Source organism: Tissierella pigra (assembly GCF_018917845.1).
Taxonomy (GTDB): domain Bacteria; phylum Bacillota; class Clostridia; order Tissierellales; family Tissierellaceae; genus Tissierella; species Tissierella pigra.
Window position 1 is genome coordinate 906,538 of the sequence record NZ_JAHLPJ010000001.1, and the last position, 16,128, is coordinate 922,665.

The window sequence follows — 16,128 nt, forward strand, 5'->3', positions numbered from 1 at the left end:
ATCCACATAATCTTTAAGATGTTTAAAGGAGGAGACGATTTTATGCTATCAAAACTTAATACCGACAAAAAAGTTGTTGGTGCTAAGCAAGTAAAAAGGGCTTTAAACTCTTATGAAATTGAAGTAGTTTTTATTGCAAAGGATGCAGAGAATAAGGTTACAGACGAGATAAAAGAAATTTGCATTGTCAAACACATTGAACTTATCCTTGTGGATAATATGAAAAAGTTAGGCGATGCCTGTGGCATTGATGTTAGTGCAGCAACTGCTGCATTATTAAAATAACATACAAAATAGAAGGAGGTGCCTTGATGCCAACTATTAACCAATTAATTAAAAAAGGTAGAGAGAAAGTTCTTTACAAATCAAAATCTCCAGCTTTAGGAGTAAACTTAAATACTCTTAGAAAAAAGGAGACAGAAGTTAATTCACCACAAAAAAGAGGGGTATGTGTTGCTGTTAGAACAGTTACACCTAAGAAACCAAACTCAGCTTTGAGAAAGGTTGCAAGGGTAAGACTTACTAATGGTGAAGAGGTTGCAGCATATATTCCGGGAATTGGACATAACCTACAAGAGCATAGTGTTGTTCTAATTAGAGGTGGAAGAGTTAAAGACCTTCCAGGAGTTAGATATCACATTGTTAGAGGTACCTTAGATGCTTCTGGCGTTGACAAAAGAATGCAAAGCAGATCTAAGTATGGTGCTAAGAAGCCAAAGGTAAAAAAATAATAGTGCTTAAAATGCAGGATTAAATCCGTTTATATATAATATAGATGCATTTTGGCGCACGACGGTAATTTTAAATTACCGAGTACCAATGAATCAACTTTATATAGTTAAGGAGGGAAGTAAAGTGCCAAGAAAAGGACATATACCAAAAAGAGAGGTTATGCCAGATCCGATTTATAACGATATGGTAGTAACTAAATTAATCAATGGAATCATGTTAGATGGTAAAAAAGGAATTGCTCAAAACATAGTATATGGAGCGTTTGATTATATAGCTGAAAAGTCAAATGAAGATCCATTAGAGGTATTCTATAAAGCTATGAACAATATAATGCCAGTACTAGAAGTAAAGGCAAGACGTATTGGTGGAGCAACTTATCAAGTACCAATAGAAGTAAGAACAGAAAGAAGAGAAACTCTTGGTCTTAGATGGTTAGTAGACTATTCAAGAAAAAGAGGAGAAAAAACTATGGTTGAAAAATTAGCAAAAGAAATCTTAGACGCTTCCAATGGAATGGGCTCAAGCGTTAAGAAAAGAGAAGATACACACAAGATGGCTGAAGCTAATAAAGCTTTCGCACACTATAGATGGTAATATATATTTAAGTAGTATATCGTTGTTAATGTGTGGAGGGGGACCAACAATCAAGAAGAAGGAGGAAAAATTGTGCCAAGACAAATTTCATTGGAAAAAACTAGAAACATCGGCATAATGGCCCATATTGATGCAGGAAAAACAACCACCACAGAGAGAATTTTATTTTACACTGGTAAGATACACAAAGTAGGAGAGACCCATGAGGGTGGAGCCCAAATGGACTGGATGGAGCAGGAGCAAGAAAGAGGAATCACAATTACATCTGCTGCAACAACTTGTATGTGGAGAGAGCATAGGATTAACGTTATTGACACACCAGGACACGTGGATTTTACTGTAGAAGTAGAAAGATCTCTACGTATCCTTGATGGAGCAGTATCTGTATTCTGCGCCAAAGGTGGAGTTGAACCTCAATCTGAAACGGTTTGGAGACAGGCTGATAAATATCAAGTACCTAGATTAGCATTTGTTAACAAAATGGATATTCTTGGAGCTGACTTTTATAGAGCAGTAGATATGATTAGAGAAAGACTTAAAGCCAATCCAGTACCTATACAATTACCAATTGGAAAAGAAGATGACTTTCTAGGAGTAGTTGACTTAGTTAATATGAATGCTAGGGTTTATTTAGATGACCTAGGTGAGAAACTTGAAATAAGAGAAATACCATCAGATATGGTGGATTTAGCTAATGAATATAGAGAAAAAATGCTTGAAAATATAGCAGAACACGATGAAGAGTTAATGATGAAGTATTTAGATGGAGAAGAATTAACTGTTGAAGAAATCATGAGAGGTATCAGAAAAGCTACAATTAGCGTAGGTATGACACCAGTTTTATGTGGTTCTTCATATAAAAACAGAGGGGTTCAGCCTCTACTAGATGCTGTAATAGACTATCTACCTTCTCCAGTAGATATACCAGCAGTAAAAGGTATGAATCTAGACACTGAAGAAGAAGAAGAGAGACTGGCGTCAGATAACGAACCATTCTCAGCATTAGCGTTTAAAATAGTATCAGATCCTTTCGTAGGAAAACTTGCATACTTTAGAGTGTATTCTGGTAGTTTAAAATCAGGTAGTTATGTAAAAAATACTTCTAAAGGCAAAAAAGAAAGAATAGGTAGAATTCTACTTATGCATGCTAATAAAAGAGAAGAAGTGGATGAAGTTTTTGCAGGAGATATAGCGGCTGCAGTTGGTTTAAAGGATACAAGTACAGGTGACACTTTATCAAGTGATGAAAATCCAATAGTGTTAGAAACTATGGAATTCCCTGAACCGGTTATTCACGTTGCTATAGAGCCAAAGACAAAAGCATCTCAAGACAAAATGGCTGCTGCTTTAGCGAAATTAGCTGAAGAAGACCCTACATTTAAAACTTATACTGATGAAGAGACAGGTCAAACAATAATTGCTGGAATGGGTGAACTTCACCTAGAAATAATTGTTGATAGACTTTTAAGAGAATTCAAAGTTGAAGCAAACGTAGGTAGTCCACAGGTAGCATATAAAGAATCTATTCAAGCTTCTGCTGAAGCAGATTCTAAATATGTAAGACAGTCAGGTGGTCGTGGACAATACGGTCATGTTAAATTAAGAGTTGAACCACAAGAACCAGGTAAAGGTTATGAATTTGTAAACGCTGTAGTTGGAGGAGCAATTCCTAAAGAGTATATGAATGCTATAGACAATGGAATTCAAGAAGCCTTAGAATCAGGTGTTATTGGTGGTTATCCAGTATTAGATATAAAAGTTACTGTTTATGATGGATCATATCACGAAGTAGACTCTTCAGAGATGGCATTTAAAATAGCTGGTTCTATGGGTGTTAGAGATGCAATTTCTAAAGCAAAACCAACATTACTTGAGCCGATGATGAAAGTTGAAGTAACTGTGCCAGAAGAGTATATGGGTGATGTTATAGGAGATATAAACTCCAGAAGAGGTAGAATAGAAGGAATGGAGCCTACAAATGGTGTTCAGATAATTAGATCATTTGTACCACTATCAGAAATGTTTGGTTATGCGACTGACCTTCGTTCAAATACTCAAGGTAGAGGATTATATTCTATGCAGTTTGACCATTATGAATCAGTGCCAAATAGTATTGCAGAAAAAGTTACAGGTAAAAAATAATCTATAATTAAGGAGGAATACCGAAATGGCAAAAGCAAAATTTGAAAGAACTAAACCCCACGTAAACATAGGAACAATAGGACACGTAGACCATGGTAAGACAACATTAACAGCAGCTATAACAATGGTATTAAACAAAAGATTTGGTTCAGGAGAAGCAATAAGCTATGACAACATAGATAAAGCACCAGAAGAGAGAGAAAGAGGAATCACAATATCTACATCACACGTAGAATATGAAACAGCAAATCGTCACTATGCACACGTAGACTGCCCAGGTCACGCTGACTACGTTAAGAACATGATAACAGGAGCAGCACAAATGGATGGAGCAATCTTAGTAGTATCAGCAGCAGATGGTCCAATGCCACAAACAAGAGAGCATATCCTATTATCAAGAAACGTAGGAGTACCAAAGATAGTAGTATTCTTAAACAAACAAGATATGGTAGATGACGAAGAGTTAATCGAATTAGTAGAAATGGAAGTAAGAGAATTATTATCAGAATATGACTTTGATGGAGATGGAACACCAATCGTAGTAGGTTCAGCATTAAAAGCAATAGAAGAGCCAGACGGACCATGGGGAGACAAAATAGTTAAACTAATGGAAGAAGTAGACGCATATGTTCCACAACCAGAAAGAGATACAGACAAACCATTCCTAATGCCAGTAGAGGACGTATTCTCAATAACGGGAAGAGGAACAGTAGCAACAGGAAGAGTAGAAAGAGGAATCGTAAAAACAGGAGACAACGTAGAAATCGTTGGATTAGCAGAAGAAGCAAGAACAGTAGTAGTAACAGGAGTAGAAATGTTTAGAAAACTACTAGATGAAGCCCAAGCAGGAGATAATATAGGAGCCTTATTAAGAGGAGTTCAAAGAAACGAAATCGAAAGAGGTCAAGTATTAGCAAAGCCAAAATCAATAAACCCACACTTAAAATTTGAATCAGAAGTATATGTATTATCAAAAGAAGAGGGTGGAAGACATACTCCATTCTTCAACGGATATAGACCACAATTCTATTTCAGAACAACAGACGTAACAGGCGATATCAAATTAGAAGAAGGCGTAGAAATGGTAATGCCAGGAGATAATGCAAAATTCACAATAGAATTAATTACTCCAATAGCAATAGAAGAAGGACTAAGATTCTCAATTCGTGAAGGCGGAAGAACAGTAGGTTCAGGAGTTGTAACTAAAGTTCTTGCATAATTTTTAGATTTAGCAGGGGTTATAAAATTTTAAGCCCCTGCTAAATATATAAATATGTAAAAAAACAAAAAAACTAAGATATTTTGAAAAAAAGGCTTGAGTTTTTATTAATCATGTTATAAAATGTATTAGTGTTCAAATTAAGACATTGCGATGATGCAAAAGGTGGCTGTTAAAAGCAGGGAATTTTTGCTGAGAATGTCCGGTTAAAAATCGGGCGACTGGAGTTGTCATGGGTGAAAAAGTTAAAAAAAAATAACAACACACCCGGAAGTGTGTATCGGCAACCCCACGTCGCATGTAAAAAAACAGCATGCGATAAAAGGAGGGAATTAAATGTCAAACAATGGTAAACAAAAAATAAGAATTAGATTAAAAGCTTATGATCATGAACTTTTAGATGCATCAGCTCAAAGAATAGTTGAAACTGCTAAAAGAACAGGTGCTACTGTATCAGGTCCAGTACCGCTACCAACTGAAAAAGAAATAATAACAATATTAAGAGCTGTTCATAAGTACAAGGATTCTAGAGAGCAATTCGAGCAAAGAACTCATAAGAGATTGATCGATATCTTAAATCCAAATCAAAAAACTGTAGACTCACTTATGAAATTAAATTTACCTGCAGGGGTAGATATTGAAATAAGATCATAATTGTTTATATGATTACGTAAGTAATCCGCTGTAAGATAATAGGAGGTGCAAGTATGAAAAATATGATAGGAAAGAAGATTGGTATGACTCAAATCTTCAAAGAAGATGGATCTATTGTTCCAGTAACTGTAATTGAAGCTGGTCCATTGGTTGTTGTGCAGAAAAAAACTGTTGAAAATGATGGATATAACGCAATCCAAGTTGGATTCCAAAATATAAAAGAACAAAGAATGAATAAGCCAGCAAAAGGTCATTTTGACAAAGGGAACCTTGAATACAAAAAATACTTAAGAGAATTTAGAGTGGAAAATCCAGATGAATTTGAAATAGGTCAAGAAATAAAAGCGGATGTATTTGAAGCGGGAGACTTAATCGATATTACTGGTACTTCTAAAGGTAAAGGAACTCAAGGTGTTATAAAAAGACATGGATTTGGTAGAGGAAGGGAATCACATGGTTCTAAATTCCATAGAGCGCCAGGTGGTATGTCAGCAGGTACTTATCCAGGAAGAGTATTTAAAGGTCATAGAATGGCTGGAAGAATGGGTAATGAAAGAGTAACTGTTCAAAATCTTGAAATAGTTAGAGTGGATGCTGAAAAAAATCTAATACTTATAAAAGGTGCAGTGCCAGGACCTAAAAAAGGTTTAGTAACTATAAAAGAAACGGTTAAAAAGTAATAATTAAGGCGGAAAGGAGGATGCAAAATGCCTAAGGTAAAAGTTTACAACATGTTAGGAGAACAAGTAGAAGAAATCGAATTAAATGAAAATATATTTGGTATTGAAGTAAACCAACATGTAGTTTATGAAGTAGTAAAGAATCAACTTGCTAATAAGAGACAAGGAACTCAGTCTGCTAAAACTAGAGCAGAAGTAAGAGGCGGTGGAAGAAAGCCTTGGAGACAAAAAGGTACAGGTAGAGCTCGTCAAGGAAGTATTAGAGCCCCTCATTTCTCAGGTGGTGGAGTTACATTTGCACCGAAACCAAGAGATTATAGCTATAAAGTACCTAAAAAGGTTAAAAGACTTGCAATGAAGTCAGCTTTAACTTCAAAAGTTTTAAATAATGAGATAATAGTAATTGATGATATAAAATTTGATGCACCGAAAACTAAAGATATGGCTAATTTCTTAACTAAAATCAATGCAGATAAGAAAGCGCTAATAGTTATGGGTGAGAAAAATGATAACGTTATAAAATCAGCGAATAATATTCCAAATGTACAAACTGCTCTTGTTAATACTTTAAATGTTTATGATATATTAAAATACAATTCATTTATTATAACTAAAGATGCAGTAAGAAAAGTGGAGGAGGTGTATGCATAATGCGTAATCCACACGATATTATAATTAGACCAGTAATAACTGAAAGAAGTATGGATGATATGGCATACGGTAAGTATACTTTTGTTGTTGATAAAAGAACAAACAAAGCTGAGGTTAAAAAAGCTATAGAGACTATATTCGGTGTTAAAGTTGAAAAGGTTAGTACAATGAATATGCTTGGTAAAGTAAAGAGACAAGGTGTTCATTCAGGTAAAAGACCAGATTGGAAAAAAGCTATAGTAAAACTAACTGAAGATTCTAAGAGAATAGAGTTCTTCGAAGGAATGGAATAAAAGTTTTATAGAAGGAGGGAAAACGATGAGCGTTAGAAAATTTAAGGCAACTTCCCCTGCACTTAGACAAATGACAGTATCTTCTTTTGAAGAAATAACAAAAAAAGAGCCTGAAAAATCACTATTAGTGGATTTAAATAAAAGCGGTGGAAGAAACTCTCAAGGTAGAATTACTATTCGCCACAGAGGTGGTGGAGCTAAGAGAAAATATAGAATAATAGATTTTAAAAGAGATAAAGACGGAATACCAGGTCGTGTAGCAGCTATTGAATATGATCCAAATAGAACGGCTAATATAGCTTTGATAAATTATGTTGATGGTGAAAAAAGATATATTCTTGCACCTCATAACTTAAAAGTTGGAGATATGATAGAATCTGGAGAAAATGCAGATATTAAAATAGGTAATGCGATGAAATTAAAAGATATGCCAGTTGGTACAAATGTTCATAATATTGAGTTGAAACCAGGAAAAGGTGGTCAACTTGTTAGATCAGCTGGAACATCGGCTCAATTAATGGCAAAAGAAGGTGAATTTGCACAACTTAAACTTCCATCAGGAGAATTTAGATTAATTAGAATGGAATGTCGTGCAACAATCGGTCAAGTAGGAAACATATCTCATGAGCTTATTACAATTGGTAAGGCTGGAAGATCTAGACATATGGGAATTAGACCTACTGTTAGAGGTAGTGCCATGAACCCAGTAGACCATCCACATGGTGGTGGAGAAGGTAGAGCGCCAATAGGTATGCCTGCGCCATTAACTCCATGGGGTAAACCTGCATTAGGATTAAAAACTAGAAAGAAAAATAAAAAATCAGACAAATATATCGTGAGAAGAAGAACTAAATAGTTAAATATCTGAAAGGAGGAGTAATCATGGGTAGATCTCTAAAAAAAGGACCATTTTGTGATGATCATCTTCTTAAAAAAATAGAAGAATTAAATAAAAGTAATGATAAAAAAGTTGTAAAAACATGGTCACGTCGTTCAACTATATTCCCGGAAATGATTGGTCACACCATAGCAGTACATGATGGAAGAAAACATGTTCCTATATATATAACTGAAGATATGGTAGGTCACAAACTGGGTGAGTTTGTTCCAACGAGAACATTTAGATCTCATGTTGATAAAAACGAAAGGTCATCTGGTGTAAGATAAGAGAGAAGGAGGGAAATATAGTGGAAGCTAGAGCTATAGCCAAATATGTACGAATTTCACCACTAAAGGTAAATTTCATATGTAAAGAAATTAGAGGCAAACAAGTAGATGAAGCTTTATCAATTTTAAGATTTACACCTAAAAAAGGTGCTAGAGTTCTTGAAAAAGTACTAACATCTGCAATTGCCAATGCTGAAAATAACTTCAATATGGATAGAGAAAATCTTTATGTGGATAATGCCTATGCAAACGATGGTCCACATATGAAAAGATTTAGACCAAAAGCAAGAGGAATGGCTTATCCAATAATAAAGAGAAGTAGTCATATAGGAGTAGTTGTAAAAGAAAGAGACTAGAAAAGGAGGGATAGTTAATGGGTCAAAAGGTTAACCCACATGGATTAAGGGTCGGAATAATAAAAGATTGGGATTCAAAATGGTATGCGGATAAGAAAACTTTTAATGAATACCTAGTTGAAGATAATAAAATACGTGAATATGTAAAGAAAAAATTATTTATTTCTGGTGTTTCTAAGATTGAAATCGAAAGAGCTGCTAATAGAGTTAAAGTTACAGTTCATACTGCTAAACCTGGTATGGTTATAGGTAAAGGTGGTTCAGGAGTAGAAGAACTAAGATTAAATCTTGAGAAATTAACAAAGAAATCTGTAGTTATAAATGTTGAAGAAATAAAGGTTCCTGAGTTAGATGCTCAACTAGTGGCTGAAAACATAGCTTCTCAACTTGAAAGAAGGGTTTCATTTAGAAGAGCAATGAAACAAGCGATTCAAAGAACAATGAGAGCTGGAGGAAAGGGAATCAAAACTGCAGTGTCAGGAAGACTTGGCGGTGCAGATATGGCTAGAACTGAAGGATATAGTGAAGGAACAATACCTCTACAAACATTAAGAGCGGACATAGATTATGGTTTTGCAGAAGCGAACACTACTTATGGTAAGCTTGGAGTAAAAGTATGGTTATATAGAGGTGAAGTTCTTCCTACTAAAAAAGAAGAAAAAGTAGAGAAATCTGTGGAAGAATAATATAAATTCCGTAGGAAGGAGGAAATAAAAATGTTAATGCCTAAAAGAGTAAAATATCGTAGAGTTCATAGAGGAAGAATGAAAGGTAAGGCTACTCGTGGTAATACAATTACTTATGGAGAGTTTGGATTACAAGCTTTAGAACCAACTTGGATTACTTCCAATCAAATAGAGGCTGCTAGACGTGCTATGACAAGATACGTTAAAAGGGGCGGAAATATTTGGATTAAGGTATTTCCAGATAAGCCAATTACTGAGAAACCTGCTGAAACACGTATGGGTTCAGGAAAAGGTTCACCAGAATATTGGGTAGCAGTTGTTAAACCGGGTAGAATTTTATTTGAAATGAGTGGAGTATCAGAAGAAGATGCTAGAGAAGCAATGAGACTAGCTGCGAATAAATTGCCAATAAAGACAAAATTCGTTACTCGTGAGGATGCAGGAGAAAAGGGTGGTGAAGCTAATGAAGATTAAAGAAGTACGCCAATTATCAGAAGCGGAATTAAATAATAAATTATCAGAACTTAAAACTGAATTATTTAACTTAAGATTTCAATTGGCTACTGGTCAATTAGACAATCCATTAAGAATAAAAGCAGTAAGAAAAGATATAGCTCGTGTAAAAACAATAGTTAGAGAACGAGAATTAGGTATAGGAAAGGAGGTTTAATCTTAGATGGAAAGAGGAAATCGTAAGGTTAGAATAGGCAATGTTGTAAGCGACAAGATGGATAAAACTGTAGTTGTTGCTGTTGAAACTTTCGTAACACATCCTTTATATAAAAAGCAAATAAGACAAACCACTAAGTTTAAAGCTCATGATGAAAATAATGAGTGTGGAATCGGTGATGTTGTTAAAATAATGGAAACCAGACCACTTAGTAAAGATAAAAGATGGAGAGTAGTAAATATAGTAGAAAAGGCTAAATAGGCTATTCAACTCAGAAGGGAGGTATTCGCATGATTCAAACGGAAAGCCGTATGAGAGTAGCTGATAACTCTGGAGCAAAAGAGGTATTGGTTATTAGAGTATTAGGTGGAACAAATAAAAAGTACGCAAGAGTTGGAGATATAGTAATTTGTACTGTAAAAACAGCAACACCTGGTGGAGTTGTTAAAAAAGGTGATGTAGTTAAAGCAGTTGTTGTAAGAACAAAACATGGTGTTAGAAGAAATGATGGCTCTTATATTAAATTCGATGATAATGCAGCTGTTATTATAAAAGACGATAAAAACCCAGTGGGTACTCGTATATTTGGACCTGTTACAAGAGAACTTAGAAGAGGAAACTTTATGAAAATAATTTCCTTAGCACCGGAAGTACTATAGGAGGAGGTGTAGACTATGCACGTAAAAAGTGGAGATACAGTAGTTGTTATCGCTGGAAAAGATAAAGGAAAAAAAGGAAAAGTATTAAGAGTATTTCCTAAAGATAGTAAGGTAATAGTTGAAGGCGTAAACATGCTGACAAAACATAAAAAGCCACAAGGACCTACAGCTCCAGGCGGAATAGTTAAAATGGAAGGTCCAATAGACTCATCAAATGTAATGTATTTTTGTGATAAAGACAAAAAAGCAGTAAGAGTAGGCCATAAAATATTGTCAGATGGCAAAAAGGTAAGAGTTTGTAAAAAATGTGGAGAAGCTTTAGATAAATAATTTAATGCAGAGAGGAGGTAATAGGAATGGCTTCCAGATTAATAGAAAAGTATAATAACGAAGTAGTAAATGCACTGATGGAAAAATTCCAATATAGCAATATAATGGAAGTGCCAAAGCTTGAAAAAGTAGTAATTAACATGGGTATCGGAGAGGCAAGAGACAACCCTAAAATACTTGAATCAGCAGTGAAAGAGTTAGAAATGATAGCGGGACAAAAACCTGTTATAACTAAGGCTAAAAAATCAATAGCAAACTTCAAACTACGTGAAGGTATGAGTGTTGGTACGAAAGTTACTCTAAGAGGAGATAGAATGTACCACTTTTTAGATAAACTTATGAATATTGCATTACCAAGAGTTAGAGACTTTAGAGGTGTAAATGCAACTTCCTTTGATGGTAGAGGCAATTATGCATTAGGAATTAAAGAACAGTTAATATTCCCTGAGATCGAATATGATAAAGTTGAGGCTATTAGAGGTTTAGACATCATAATCGTAACTACAGCAAACACTGACGAAGAAGCGAAAGAGTTCTTAGCACTAATGGGAATGCCCTTTAAAAAGTAAAGAAGGAGGGAAAGTTTTTGGCAAAGAAATCTATGGTTGTTAAACAACAAAGAAAACAAAAGTTCAGCAGTAGAGAATATAATAGATGTAAAATATGTGGAAGACCTCATGCTTATTTAAGAAAATATGGAGTTTGCCGTATTTGTTTTAGAGAATTAGCGTATAAAGGTCAAATACCTGGAGTTAAAAAGGCGAGCTGGTAGTAAGAAGTATATGAAAGGAGGTAGCTAAATTATGATGACAGACCCAATAGCGGATATGTTAACGAGAATAAGAAATGGAAATAATGCAAAGCATGATTCTGTTGATATTCCTGCTTCAAATATAAAGAAAGAATTAGCTCAAATCTTGTTAAGTGAAGGATTTATAAAGGGCTTTGACGTTATAGATGATGGGAAACAAGGTATTATAAGAGTAGATTTAAAATATGGAAAACATAATGAAAAAGTTATATCTGGAATTAAAAGAATTTCTAAGCCAGGACTTAGAGTTTATGTAAAATCTGATGAAATTCCAAGAGTGTTAGGTGGTCTTGGAATAGCAATACTTTCTACTTCTAGTGGTATAATGACTGATAAAGTTGCTAGAAAAGAAGGCGTGGGCGGAGAAGTTATTTGTTACGTATGGTAATAAATAACTAAATTACGTGAAGGAGGTGCACTCATGTCAAGAATAGGTTTAAAACCGATTAATATTCCAGCTGGTGTGGAAATTAAAATAAATGATAATAATATAGTTGAAGTAAAAGGTCCAAAAGGACAATTAGCTGAAAAAATAAGTTCAGATATGGAAATCAAAATAGAAGATGGTGTGCTAACAGTTGCTAGACCAACTGATAACAAAAAACATAGATCTCTACATGGTTTATCAAGAACTTTAATTTCAAACATGATAGTAGGAGTTACAGAAGGCTATTCAAAATCTTTAGAAATCGAAGGTACTGGATATAGAGCTGCAAAACAAGGGAAGAAACTAGTACTTACTTTAGGATATTCTCATCCAATAGAACTAGAAGATCCAGCAGGAATAGAAGTAGAAGTACCTGCTACTAACAAGATTATAGTTAAAGGTATAAATAAACAGCAGGTAGGAAACTATGCAGCTAACATAAGAGAATTTAGAAAACCTGAACCTTATAAAGGAAAAGGTATTAGATACTCTAACGAAGTGGTTAGACGTAAGGTTGGTAAGACTGGTAAGTAGAAGGGAGTGAAAATACGTGCTTAAAAAGATAAATAGAAATGAAAATAGAAAAGCAAGACATGAAAGAGTAAGAAAAAAAATCAATGGCACTCCTGAAAGACCAAGACTTACTGTTTATAGGAGTGGAAACCATATTTATGCTCAAATAATTGATGACTCAATAGGAAATACACTAGTTTCAGCTTCCACATTAGACAAATCTTTAAATCTTACTTCTACAAAAAACAAAGAAGCTGCAAAAAATGTTGGAGAAGCTATTGCCAAAAAAGCACTAGAAAAAGGAGTTTCTGAAGTAGTATTTGATAGAAGTGGATATATTTATCATGGAAGAGTAAAAGAACTTGCAGAAGCTGCAAGAGAAGCTGGACTTAAGTTCTAATAGAAGGAGGGGAATCAATGGAACGTTCATATAAAGACGGAAGTGAATTAGAATTAAAAGAGAGAGTTGTTAGTATCAACCGTGTTACTAAAGTTGTAAAGGGTGGTAGAAACTTTAGATTTAGCGCTTTAGTAGTTGTTGGAGACGAAAATGGCAACGTTGGAGTAGGAATGGCTAAGGCATTAGAAGTACCTGAAGCTATTAGAAAAGCTATACAAGATGCTAAAAAACACATAATATCAGTTCCGCTTGTTGGAACTACAATACCACATGAAATAATTGGAGAATTTGGTGCAGGAAGAGTATTACTTAAGCCATCTAAAGAAGGTACAGGAGTAATTGCTGGAGGAGCAGTACGTGCTGTATGTGAGTTAGCTGGTATTAGAGATATAAGAACAAAATGTTTGGGAACTAATAACCCAAGAAACGTAGTTAATGCTACAATGGCAGCGCTACAAGGATTAAAAAGAGCAGAAGATGTTGCGCGTCTAAGAGGAAAGACTGTAGAAGAAATATTAGGATAGGGGGGATTTAAAGTGACTATGATCAAAATTAAATTGGTTAAAAGCCCTATCGGCAAACCTGAAACTCACAGAAGAACCATAGAGGCTCTTGGATTAAGAAAAATTGGTCAGGTAGTGGAAAAGAATGATACCCCTCAAATAAGAGGTATGATACATCAAGTAGACTACATGGTTGAAATAGTAGATTAAGCAAAGAAGGAGGTGTACCTATGAAACTAAATGATTTAAGACCAAATGCTGGTGGAGGAAGTAAACCTAAGAAGAGACTTGGTAGAGGTATCGGTTCTGGTCTTGGTAAAACTTCTGGTAAAGGACATAAAGGTCAAAATGCAAGATCAGGCGGTGGAGTTAGACCAGGCTTTGAAGGTGGTCAAATGCCACTATTTAGAAGAATTCCAAAGCGTGGATTTACTAATATATTTGCAAAAGAATATGCTATAGTAAATATTGAAGAACTAAATAGATTTGAAGAAAACACAGTTGTTACTCCTGAGCTTTTATTTAGTGAAGGAATAGTTAAAAAAGGTAAAGCAAAAGATGGAGTTAAGATACTTGGAGACGGAGAAATTAGCATCAAACTTACTGTACAGGCACAAAAATTTAGTAAAACTGCCGCTGAGAAGATTGAAGCTGCAGGAGGAAAGGTAGAGGTGATATAAATGCTTTCAACCTTAAGGAATGCCTGGAGGATACCTGAGATTAGAAAGAAAATTATATTCACATTATTGATGTTATTGGTTTTTAGATTAGGATCTAGTATACCAGTACCATATATGAATAAGGTCATCATAGCAGATTTATTTGAAAAGTCTAGAGGTGGAATTTTAGAATTCCTTGATTTAATGGGCGGTGGAACCTTTAGTAACTTTAGTATATTTGCAACGAATATTTATCCATATATTACTGCATCCATAGTAATTCAACTTCTTACTATAGCTATTCCTAGATTAGAAGAATTAGCTAAAGAAGGGGAAGCAGGAAAAAAGAAAATAACAAAATATACTAGATATACTGCTATTGGCTTGGCATTAATTCAAGCTGTAGGATTTACATTTGGATTATTTAGTACTGCATTAGAAACTACTAATGCTTTACAAAATGTAATAGTAATAATCACCATGATAGCTGGTACTGCGTTTTTAATGTGGTTAGGAGATATGATAACTGAGAAGGGAATAGGAAATGGTATATCCCTTATTATCTTTATAGGTATAATATCTAAACTACCTACAGACCTAATAAATACATTTAGATTAGTAAGAATAGGTCAATTAAATGTGATAAAAGTAGCTATCTTTGGTATAGTTTTCTTATTTATCATAGCTTTTGTAGTTGCATTACAAGAAGGAGAAAGAAGAATTACTGTCCAATATGCTAAGAGAGTTGTTGGAAGAAAAATGTATGGTGGTCAATCCACACATATACCTGTAAAGGTATCAATGGCTGGTGTAATGCCAGTAATATTTGCATCATCTTTACTAGCATTTCCACAAACAATAGCATTATTTACAAAAGGAGCTCCTTCAGAATGGATAACTAAATATCTAACACCACAAGGAAGCGTTGGAGTGTGGATATATTCTATATTAAATATAGCATTAATAATGTTCTTTACGTATTTCTACACAGCTATTCAATTTAATACTGTAGAATATGCGAAGAATTTACAACAAAATGGTGGATTTATTCCAGGGATTAGACCAGGAAGACCAACATCAGAACATCTAGGTAAAGTTGTAAATAGAATTACTTTTGTTGGTGGATTAGCTTTAGCAGTTTTAGCATCTTTACCAATTATTTTATCTAAAATATTTGGAATGAATGTTAATTTCGGTGGAACAGCTATAATAATCGTTGTAGGTGTTGCATTAGAAACAGTTAAACAAATGGAAGCTCAGATGTTAATGAGACACTATAAAGGATTTTTAAATTAAACTATAGGAGACGATTGTTGTGAGATTGATTTTATTAGGACCACCTGGAGTGGGTAAAGGAACTCAAGCATCAGCTATAGTTAAAAAATATGATATACCACATATTTCAACAGGAGATATATTTAGAGCCAATATAAAGGAAGGTACTGAGTTAGGTACAAAGGCAAAAGAATATATGGATAAAGGACTTTTAGTTCCAGATGAACTTGTGGTTTCAATTGTCAAAGATAGATTAACTAAAGAAGATTGTGAAAAAGGTTTTCTTCTAGATGGATTTCCAAGAACTATTAACCAAGCAGAAACTTTAGACAAGGAACTTACAAAAATGGGTATAAAACTTGATAAAGTTGTTAATATTCAAGCAAGTAAGGAAATTTTAATTGAAAGAGCTGTTGGTAGAAGAATATGTAAAAAATGTGGTGCTTCCTACCATATTACATTTAATCCACCTAAAGTTGAAAACATATGTGATATAGATGGTGGAGAACTATTCCAAAGAGATGATGATACTCATGAAACAGTTTCTACAAGAATAGAGGTATATGAAAATCAAACACAACCTTTAATTGATTATTATGAGAAAAAAGACATAATACTTAATGTAGATGGGACTAAGCCCATAGACAAAGTATATGAAACTATAGTAGAAGCTTTAACTAATAGGTAATGAGAAAGGCATAGCCTTT

28 protein-coding genes are annotated in these 16,128 nt (G+C 34.3%); all 28 read left to right on the forward strand.

Annotated features, from left to right (window positions below; all coding sequences use genetic code 11):
* Positions 1 to 42: 42 nt before the first annotated feature.
* The 28 genes from KQI41_RS04395 to KQI41_RS04530 all read left to right on the forward strand — a co-directional run bounded on the left by KQI41_RS04395 (position 43) and on the right by KQI41_RS04530 (position 16,109).
* Positions 43 to 285: a ribosomal L7Ae/L30e/S12e/Gadd45 family protein gene (locus KQI41_RS04395; protein WP_154442947.1), complete on the forward strand. Its 243-nt coding sequence runs from the start codon at positions 43 to 45 to the stop codon at positions 283 to 285.
* A 26-nt stretch (positions 286 to 311) separates the two neighbouring features.
* The gene (gene rpsL / locus KQI41_RS04400) at positions 312 to 731 is read left to right on the forward strand and encodes a 30S ribosomal protein S12 (RefSeq protein WP_154442946.1); all 420 of its coding nucleotides are present in this window, start codon (positions 312 to 314) and stop codon (positions 729 to 731) included.
* Positions 732 to 855: 124 nt separating this feature from the next.
* Positions 856 to 1,326, forward strand: coding sequence for a 30S ribosomal protein S7 (gene rpsG / locus KQI41_RS04405; RefSeq protein ID WP_216584922.1), 471 nt, complete (start codon positions 856 to 858; stop codon positions 1,324 to 1,326).
* Between the two features lie 72 nt (positions 1,327 to 1,398).
* Positions 1,399 to 3,468, forward strand: coding sequence for an elongation factor G (gene fusA, locus KQI41_RS04410; RefSeq protein ID WP_216584923.1), 2,070 nt, complete (start codon positions 1,399 to 1,401; stop codon positions 3,466 to 3,468).
* 25 nt (positions 3,469 to 3,493) lie between these two features.
* Positions 3,494 to 4,687, forward strand: coding sequence for an elongation factor Tu (tuf, locus tag KQI41_RS04415; protein ID WP_216584918.1), 1,194 nt, complete (start codon positions 3,494 to 3,496; stop codon positions 4,685 to 4,687).
* A gap of 336 nt (positions 4,688 to 5,023) precedes the next feature.
* Positions 5,024 to 5,341 carry a 30S ribosomal protein S10 gene (rpsJ, locus tag KQI41_RS04420; protein WP_072976851.1) on the forward strand — a complete coding sequence of 106 codons (318 nt, stop codon included), beginning with the start codon at positions 5,024 to 5,026 and terminating at the stop codon, positions 5,339 to 5,341.
* Between the two features lie 53 nt (positions 5,342 to 5,394).
* A complete protein-coding gene (gene rplC / locus KQI41_RS04425; protein ID WP_154440249.1) occupies positions 5,395 to 6,021 on the forward strand; it encodes a 50S ribosomal protein L3 in 627 nt (208 codons plus the stop codon).
* Between the two features lie 27 nt (positions 6,022 to 6,048).
* Positions 6,049 to 6,672, forward strand: coding sequence for a 50S ribosomal protein L4 (gene rplD / locus KQI41_RS04430; protein ID WP_154440251.1), 624 nt, complete (start codon positions 6,049 to 6,051; stop codon positions 6,670 to 6,672).
* Positions 6,672 to 6,965, forward strand: a complete 294-nt coding sequence (rplW, locus tag KQI41_RS04435; RefSeq protein ID WP_154440253.1) for a 50S ribosomal protein L23 — start codon at positions 6,672 to 6,674, stop codon at positions 6,963 to 6,965. Before rplD ends, rplW begins: the two co-directional genes overlap by 1 nt.
* Positions 6,966 to 6,990: 25 nt before the next feature.
* The gene (gene rplB / locus KQI41_RS04440) at positions 6,991 to 7,821 is read left to right on the forward strand and encodes a 50S ribosomal protein L2 (RefSeq protein ID WP_154440255.1); all 831 of its coding nucleotides are present in this window, start codon (positions 6,991 to 6,993) and stop codon (positions 7,819 to 7,821) included.
* A gap of 26 nt (positions 7,822 to 7,847) precedes the next feature.
* Positions 7,848 to 8,132 carry a 30S ribosomal protein S19 gene (gene rpsS, locus KQI41_RS04445; RefSeq protein ID WP_154440257.1) on the forward strand — a complete coding sequence of 95 codons (285 nt, stop codon included), beginning with the start codon at positions 7,848 to 7,850 and terminating at the stop codon, positions 8,130 to 8,132.
* Between the two features lie 20 nt (positions 8,133 to 8,152).
* On the forward strand, positions 8,153 to 8,488 hold the full coding sequence (rplV, locus tag KQI41_RS04450) for a 50S ribosomal protein L22 (protein WP_216584924.1): 336 nt from the start codon (positions 8,153 to 8,155) through the stop codon (positions 8,486 to 8,488).
* Positions 8,489 to 8,505: 17 nt separating this feature from the next.
* Positions 8,506 to 9,174: a 30S ribosomal protein S3 gene (gene rpsC / locus KQI41_RS04455; protein WP_154440259.1), complete on the forward strand. Its 669-nt coding sequence runs from the start codon at positions 8,506 to 8,508 to the stop codon at positions 9,172 to 9,174.
* A 30-nt stretch (positions 9,175 to 9,204) separates the two neighbouring features.
* A complete protein-coding gene (gene rplP / locus KQI41_RS04460; protein WP_154440261.1) occupies positions 9,205 to 9,648 on the forward strand; it encodes a 50S ribosomal protein L16 in 444 nt (147 codons plus the stop codon).
* Positions 9,638 to 9,844, forward strand: coding sequence for a 50S ribosomal protein L29 (rpmC, locus tag KQI41_RS04465; RefSeq protein ID WP_154440263.1), 207 nt, complete (start codon positions 9,638 to 9,640; stop codon positions 9,842 to 9,844). The genes rplP and rpmC overlap by 11 nt, the downstream gene beginning before the upstream one ends.
* 6 nt (positions 9,845 to 9,850) lie before the next feature.
* Positions 9,851 to 10,105 (forward strand): 30S ribosomal protein S17, encoded by a 255-nt coding sequence (gene rpsQ / locus KQI41_RS04470; protein ID WP_154440265.1) that lies wholly within the window; start codon positions 9,851 to 9,853, stop codon positions 10,103 to 10,105.
* A 29-nt stretch (positions 10,106 to 10,134) separates the two neighbouring features.
* Positions 10,135 to 10,503 carry a 50S ribosomal protein L14 gene (gene rplN, locus KQI41_RS04475; protein WP_154440267.1) on the forward strand — a complete coding sequence of 123 codons (369 nt, stop codon included), beginning with the start codon at positions 10,135 to 10,137 and terminating at the stop codon, positions 10,501 to 10,503.
* Between the two features lie 15 nt (positions 10,504 to 10,518).
* The gene (rplX, locus tag KQI41_RS04480) at positions 10,519 to 10,833 is read left to right on the forward strand and encodes a 50S ribosomal protein L24 (RefSeq protein WP_154440269.1); all 315 of its coding nucleotides are present in this window, start codon (positions 10,519 to 10,521) and stop codon (positions 10,831 to 10,833) included.
* 26 nt (positions 10,834 to 10,859) lie between these two features.
* A complete protein-coding gene (gene rplE / locus KQI41_RS04485; RefSeq protein ID WP_154440270.1) occupies positions 10,860 to 11,402 on the forward strand; it encodes a 50S ribosomal protein L5 in 543 nt (180 codons plus the stop codon).
* Positions 11,403 to 11,419: 17 nt separating this feature from the next.
* Positions 11,420 to 11,605 (forward strand): type Z 30S ribosomal protein S14, encoded by a 186-nt coding sequence (locus KQI41_RS04490; protein ID WP_154440272.1) that lies wholly within the window; start codon positions 11,420 to 11,422, stop codon positions 11,603 to 11,605.
* A gap of 31 nt (positions 11,606 to 11,636) precedes the next feature.
* The gene (gene rpsH, locus KQI41_RS04495) at positions 11,637 to 12,032 is read left to right on the forward strand and encodes a 30S ribosomal protein S8 (RefSeq protein WP_154440274.1); all 396 of its coding nucleotides are present in this window, start codon (positions 11,637 to 11,639) and stop codon (positions 12,030 to 12,032) included.
* Between the two features lie 33 nt (positions 12,033 to 12,065).
* Positions 12,066 to 12,605: a 50S ribosomal protein L6 gene (gene rplF / locus KQI41_RS04500; RefSeq protein ID WP_154440276.1), complete on the forward strand. Its 540-nt coding sequence runs from the start codon at positions 12,066 to 12,068 to the stop codon at positions 12,603 to 12,605.
* Positions 12,606 to 12,621: 16 nt separating this feature from the next.
* Positions 12,622 to 12,984 carry a 50S ribosomal protein L18 gene (gene rplR, locus KQI41_RS04505; RefSeq protein ID WP_216584925.1) on the forward strand — a complete coding sequence of 121 codons (363 nt, stop codon included), beginning with the start codon at positions 12,622 to 12,624 and terminating at the stop codon, positions 12,982 to 12,984.
* 17 nt (positions 12,985 to 13,001) lie between these two features.
* Entirely contained in the window at positions 13,002 to 13,508 is a 507-nt protein-coding gene (gene rpsE, locus KQI41_RS04510; protein ID WP_154440278.1) for a 30S ribosomal protein S5, read from the forward strand.
* Positions 13,509 to 13,520: 12 nt separating this feature from the next.
* Positions 13,521 to 13,697: a 50S ribosomal protein L30 gene (gene rpmD / locus KQI41_RS04515; RefSeq protein ID WP_216584926.1), complete on the forward strand. Its 177-nt coding sequence runs from the start codon at positions 13,521 to 13,523 to the stop codon at positions 13,695 to 13,697.
* 20 nt (positions 13,698 to 13,717) lie between these two features.
* A complete protein-coding gene (gene rplO / locus KQI41_RS04520) occupies positions 13,718 to 14,167 on the forward strand; it encodes a 50S ribosomal protein L15 (protein WP_154440280.1) in 450 nt (149 codons plus the stop codon).
* Positions 14,168 to 15,442 carry a preprotein translocase subunit SecY gene (secY, locus tag KQI41_RS04525; protein ID WP_154440282.1) on the forward strand — a complete coding sequence of 425 codons (1,275 nt, stop codon included), beginning with the start codon at positions 14,168 to 14,170 and terminating at the stop codon, positions 15,440 to 15,442.
* A gap of 19 nt (positions 15,443 to 15,461) precedes the next feature.
* Positions 15,462 to 16,109, forward strand: coding sequence for an adenylate kinase (locus KQI41_RS04530; protein WP_216584927.1), 648 nt, complete (start codon positions 15,462 to 15,464; stop codon positions 16,107 to 16,109).
* The last annotated feature ends 19 nt before the right edge of the window (positions 16,110 to 16,128 follow it).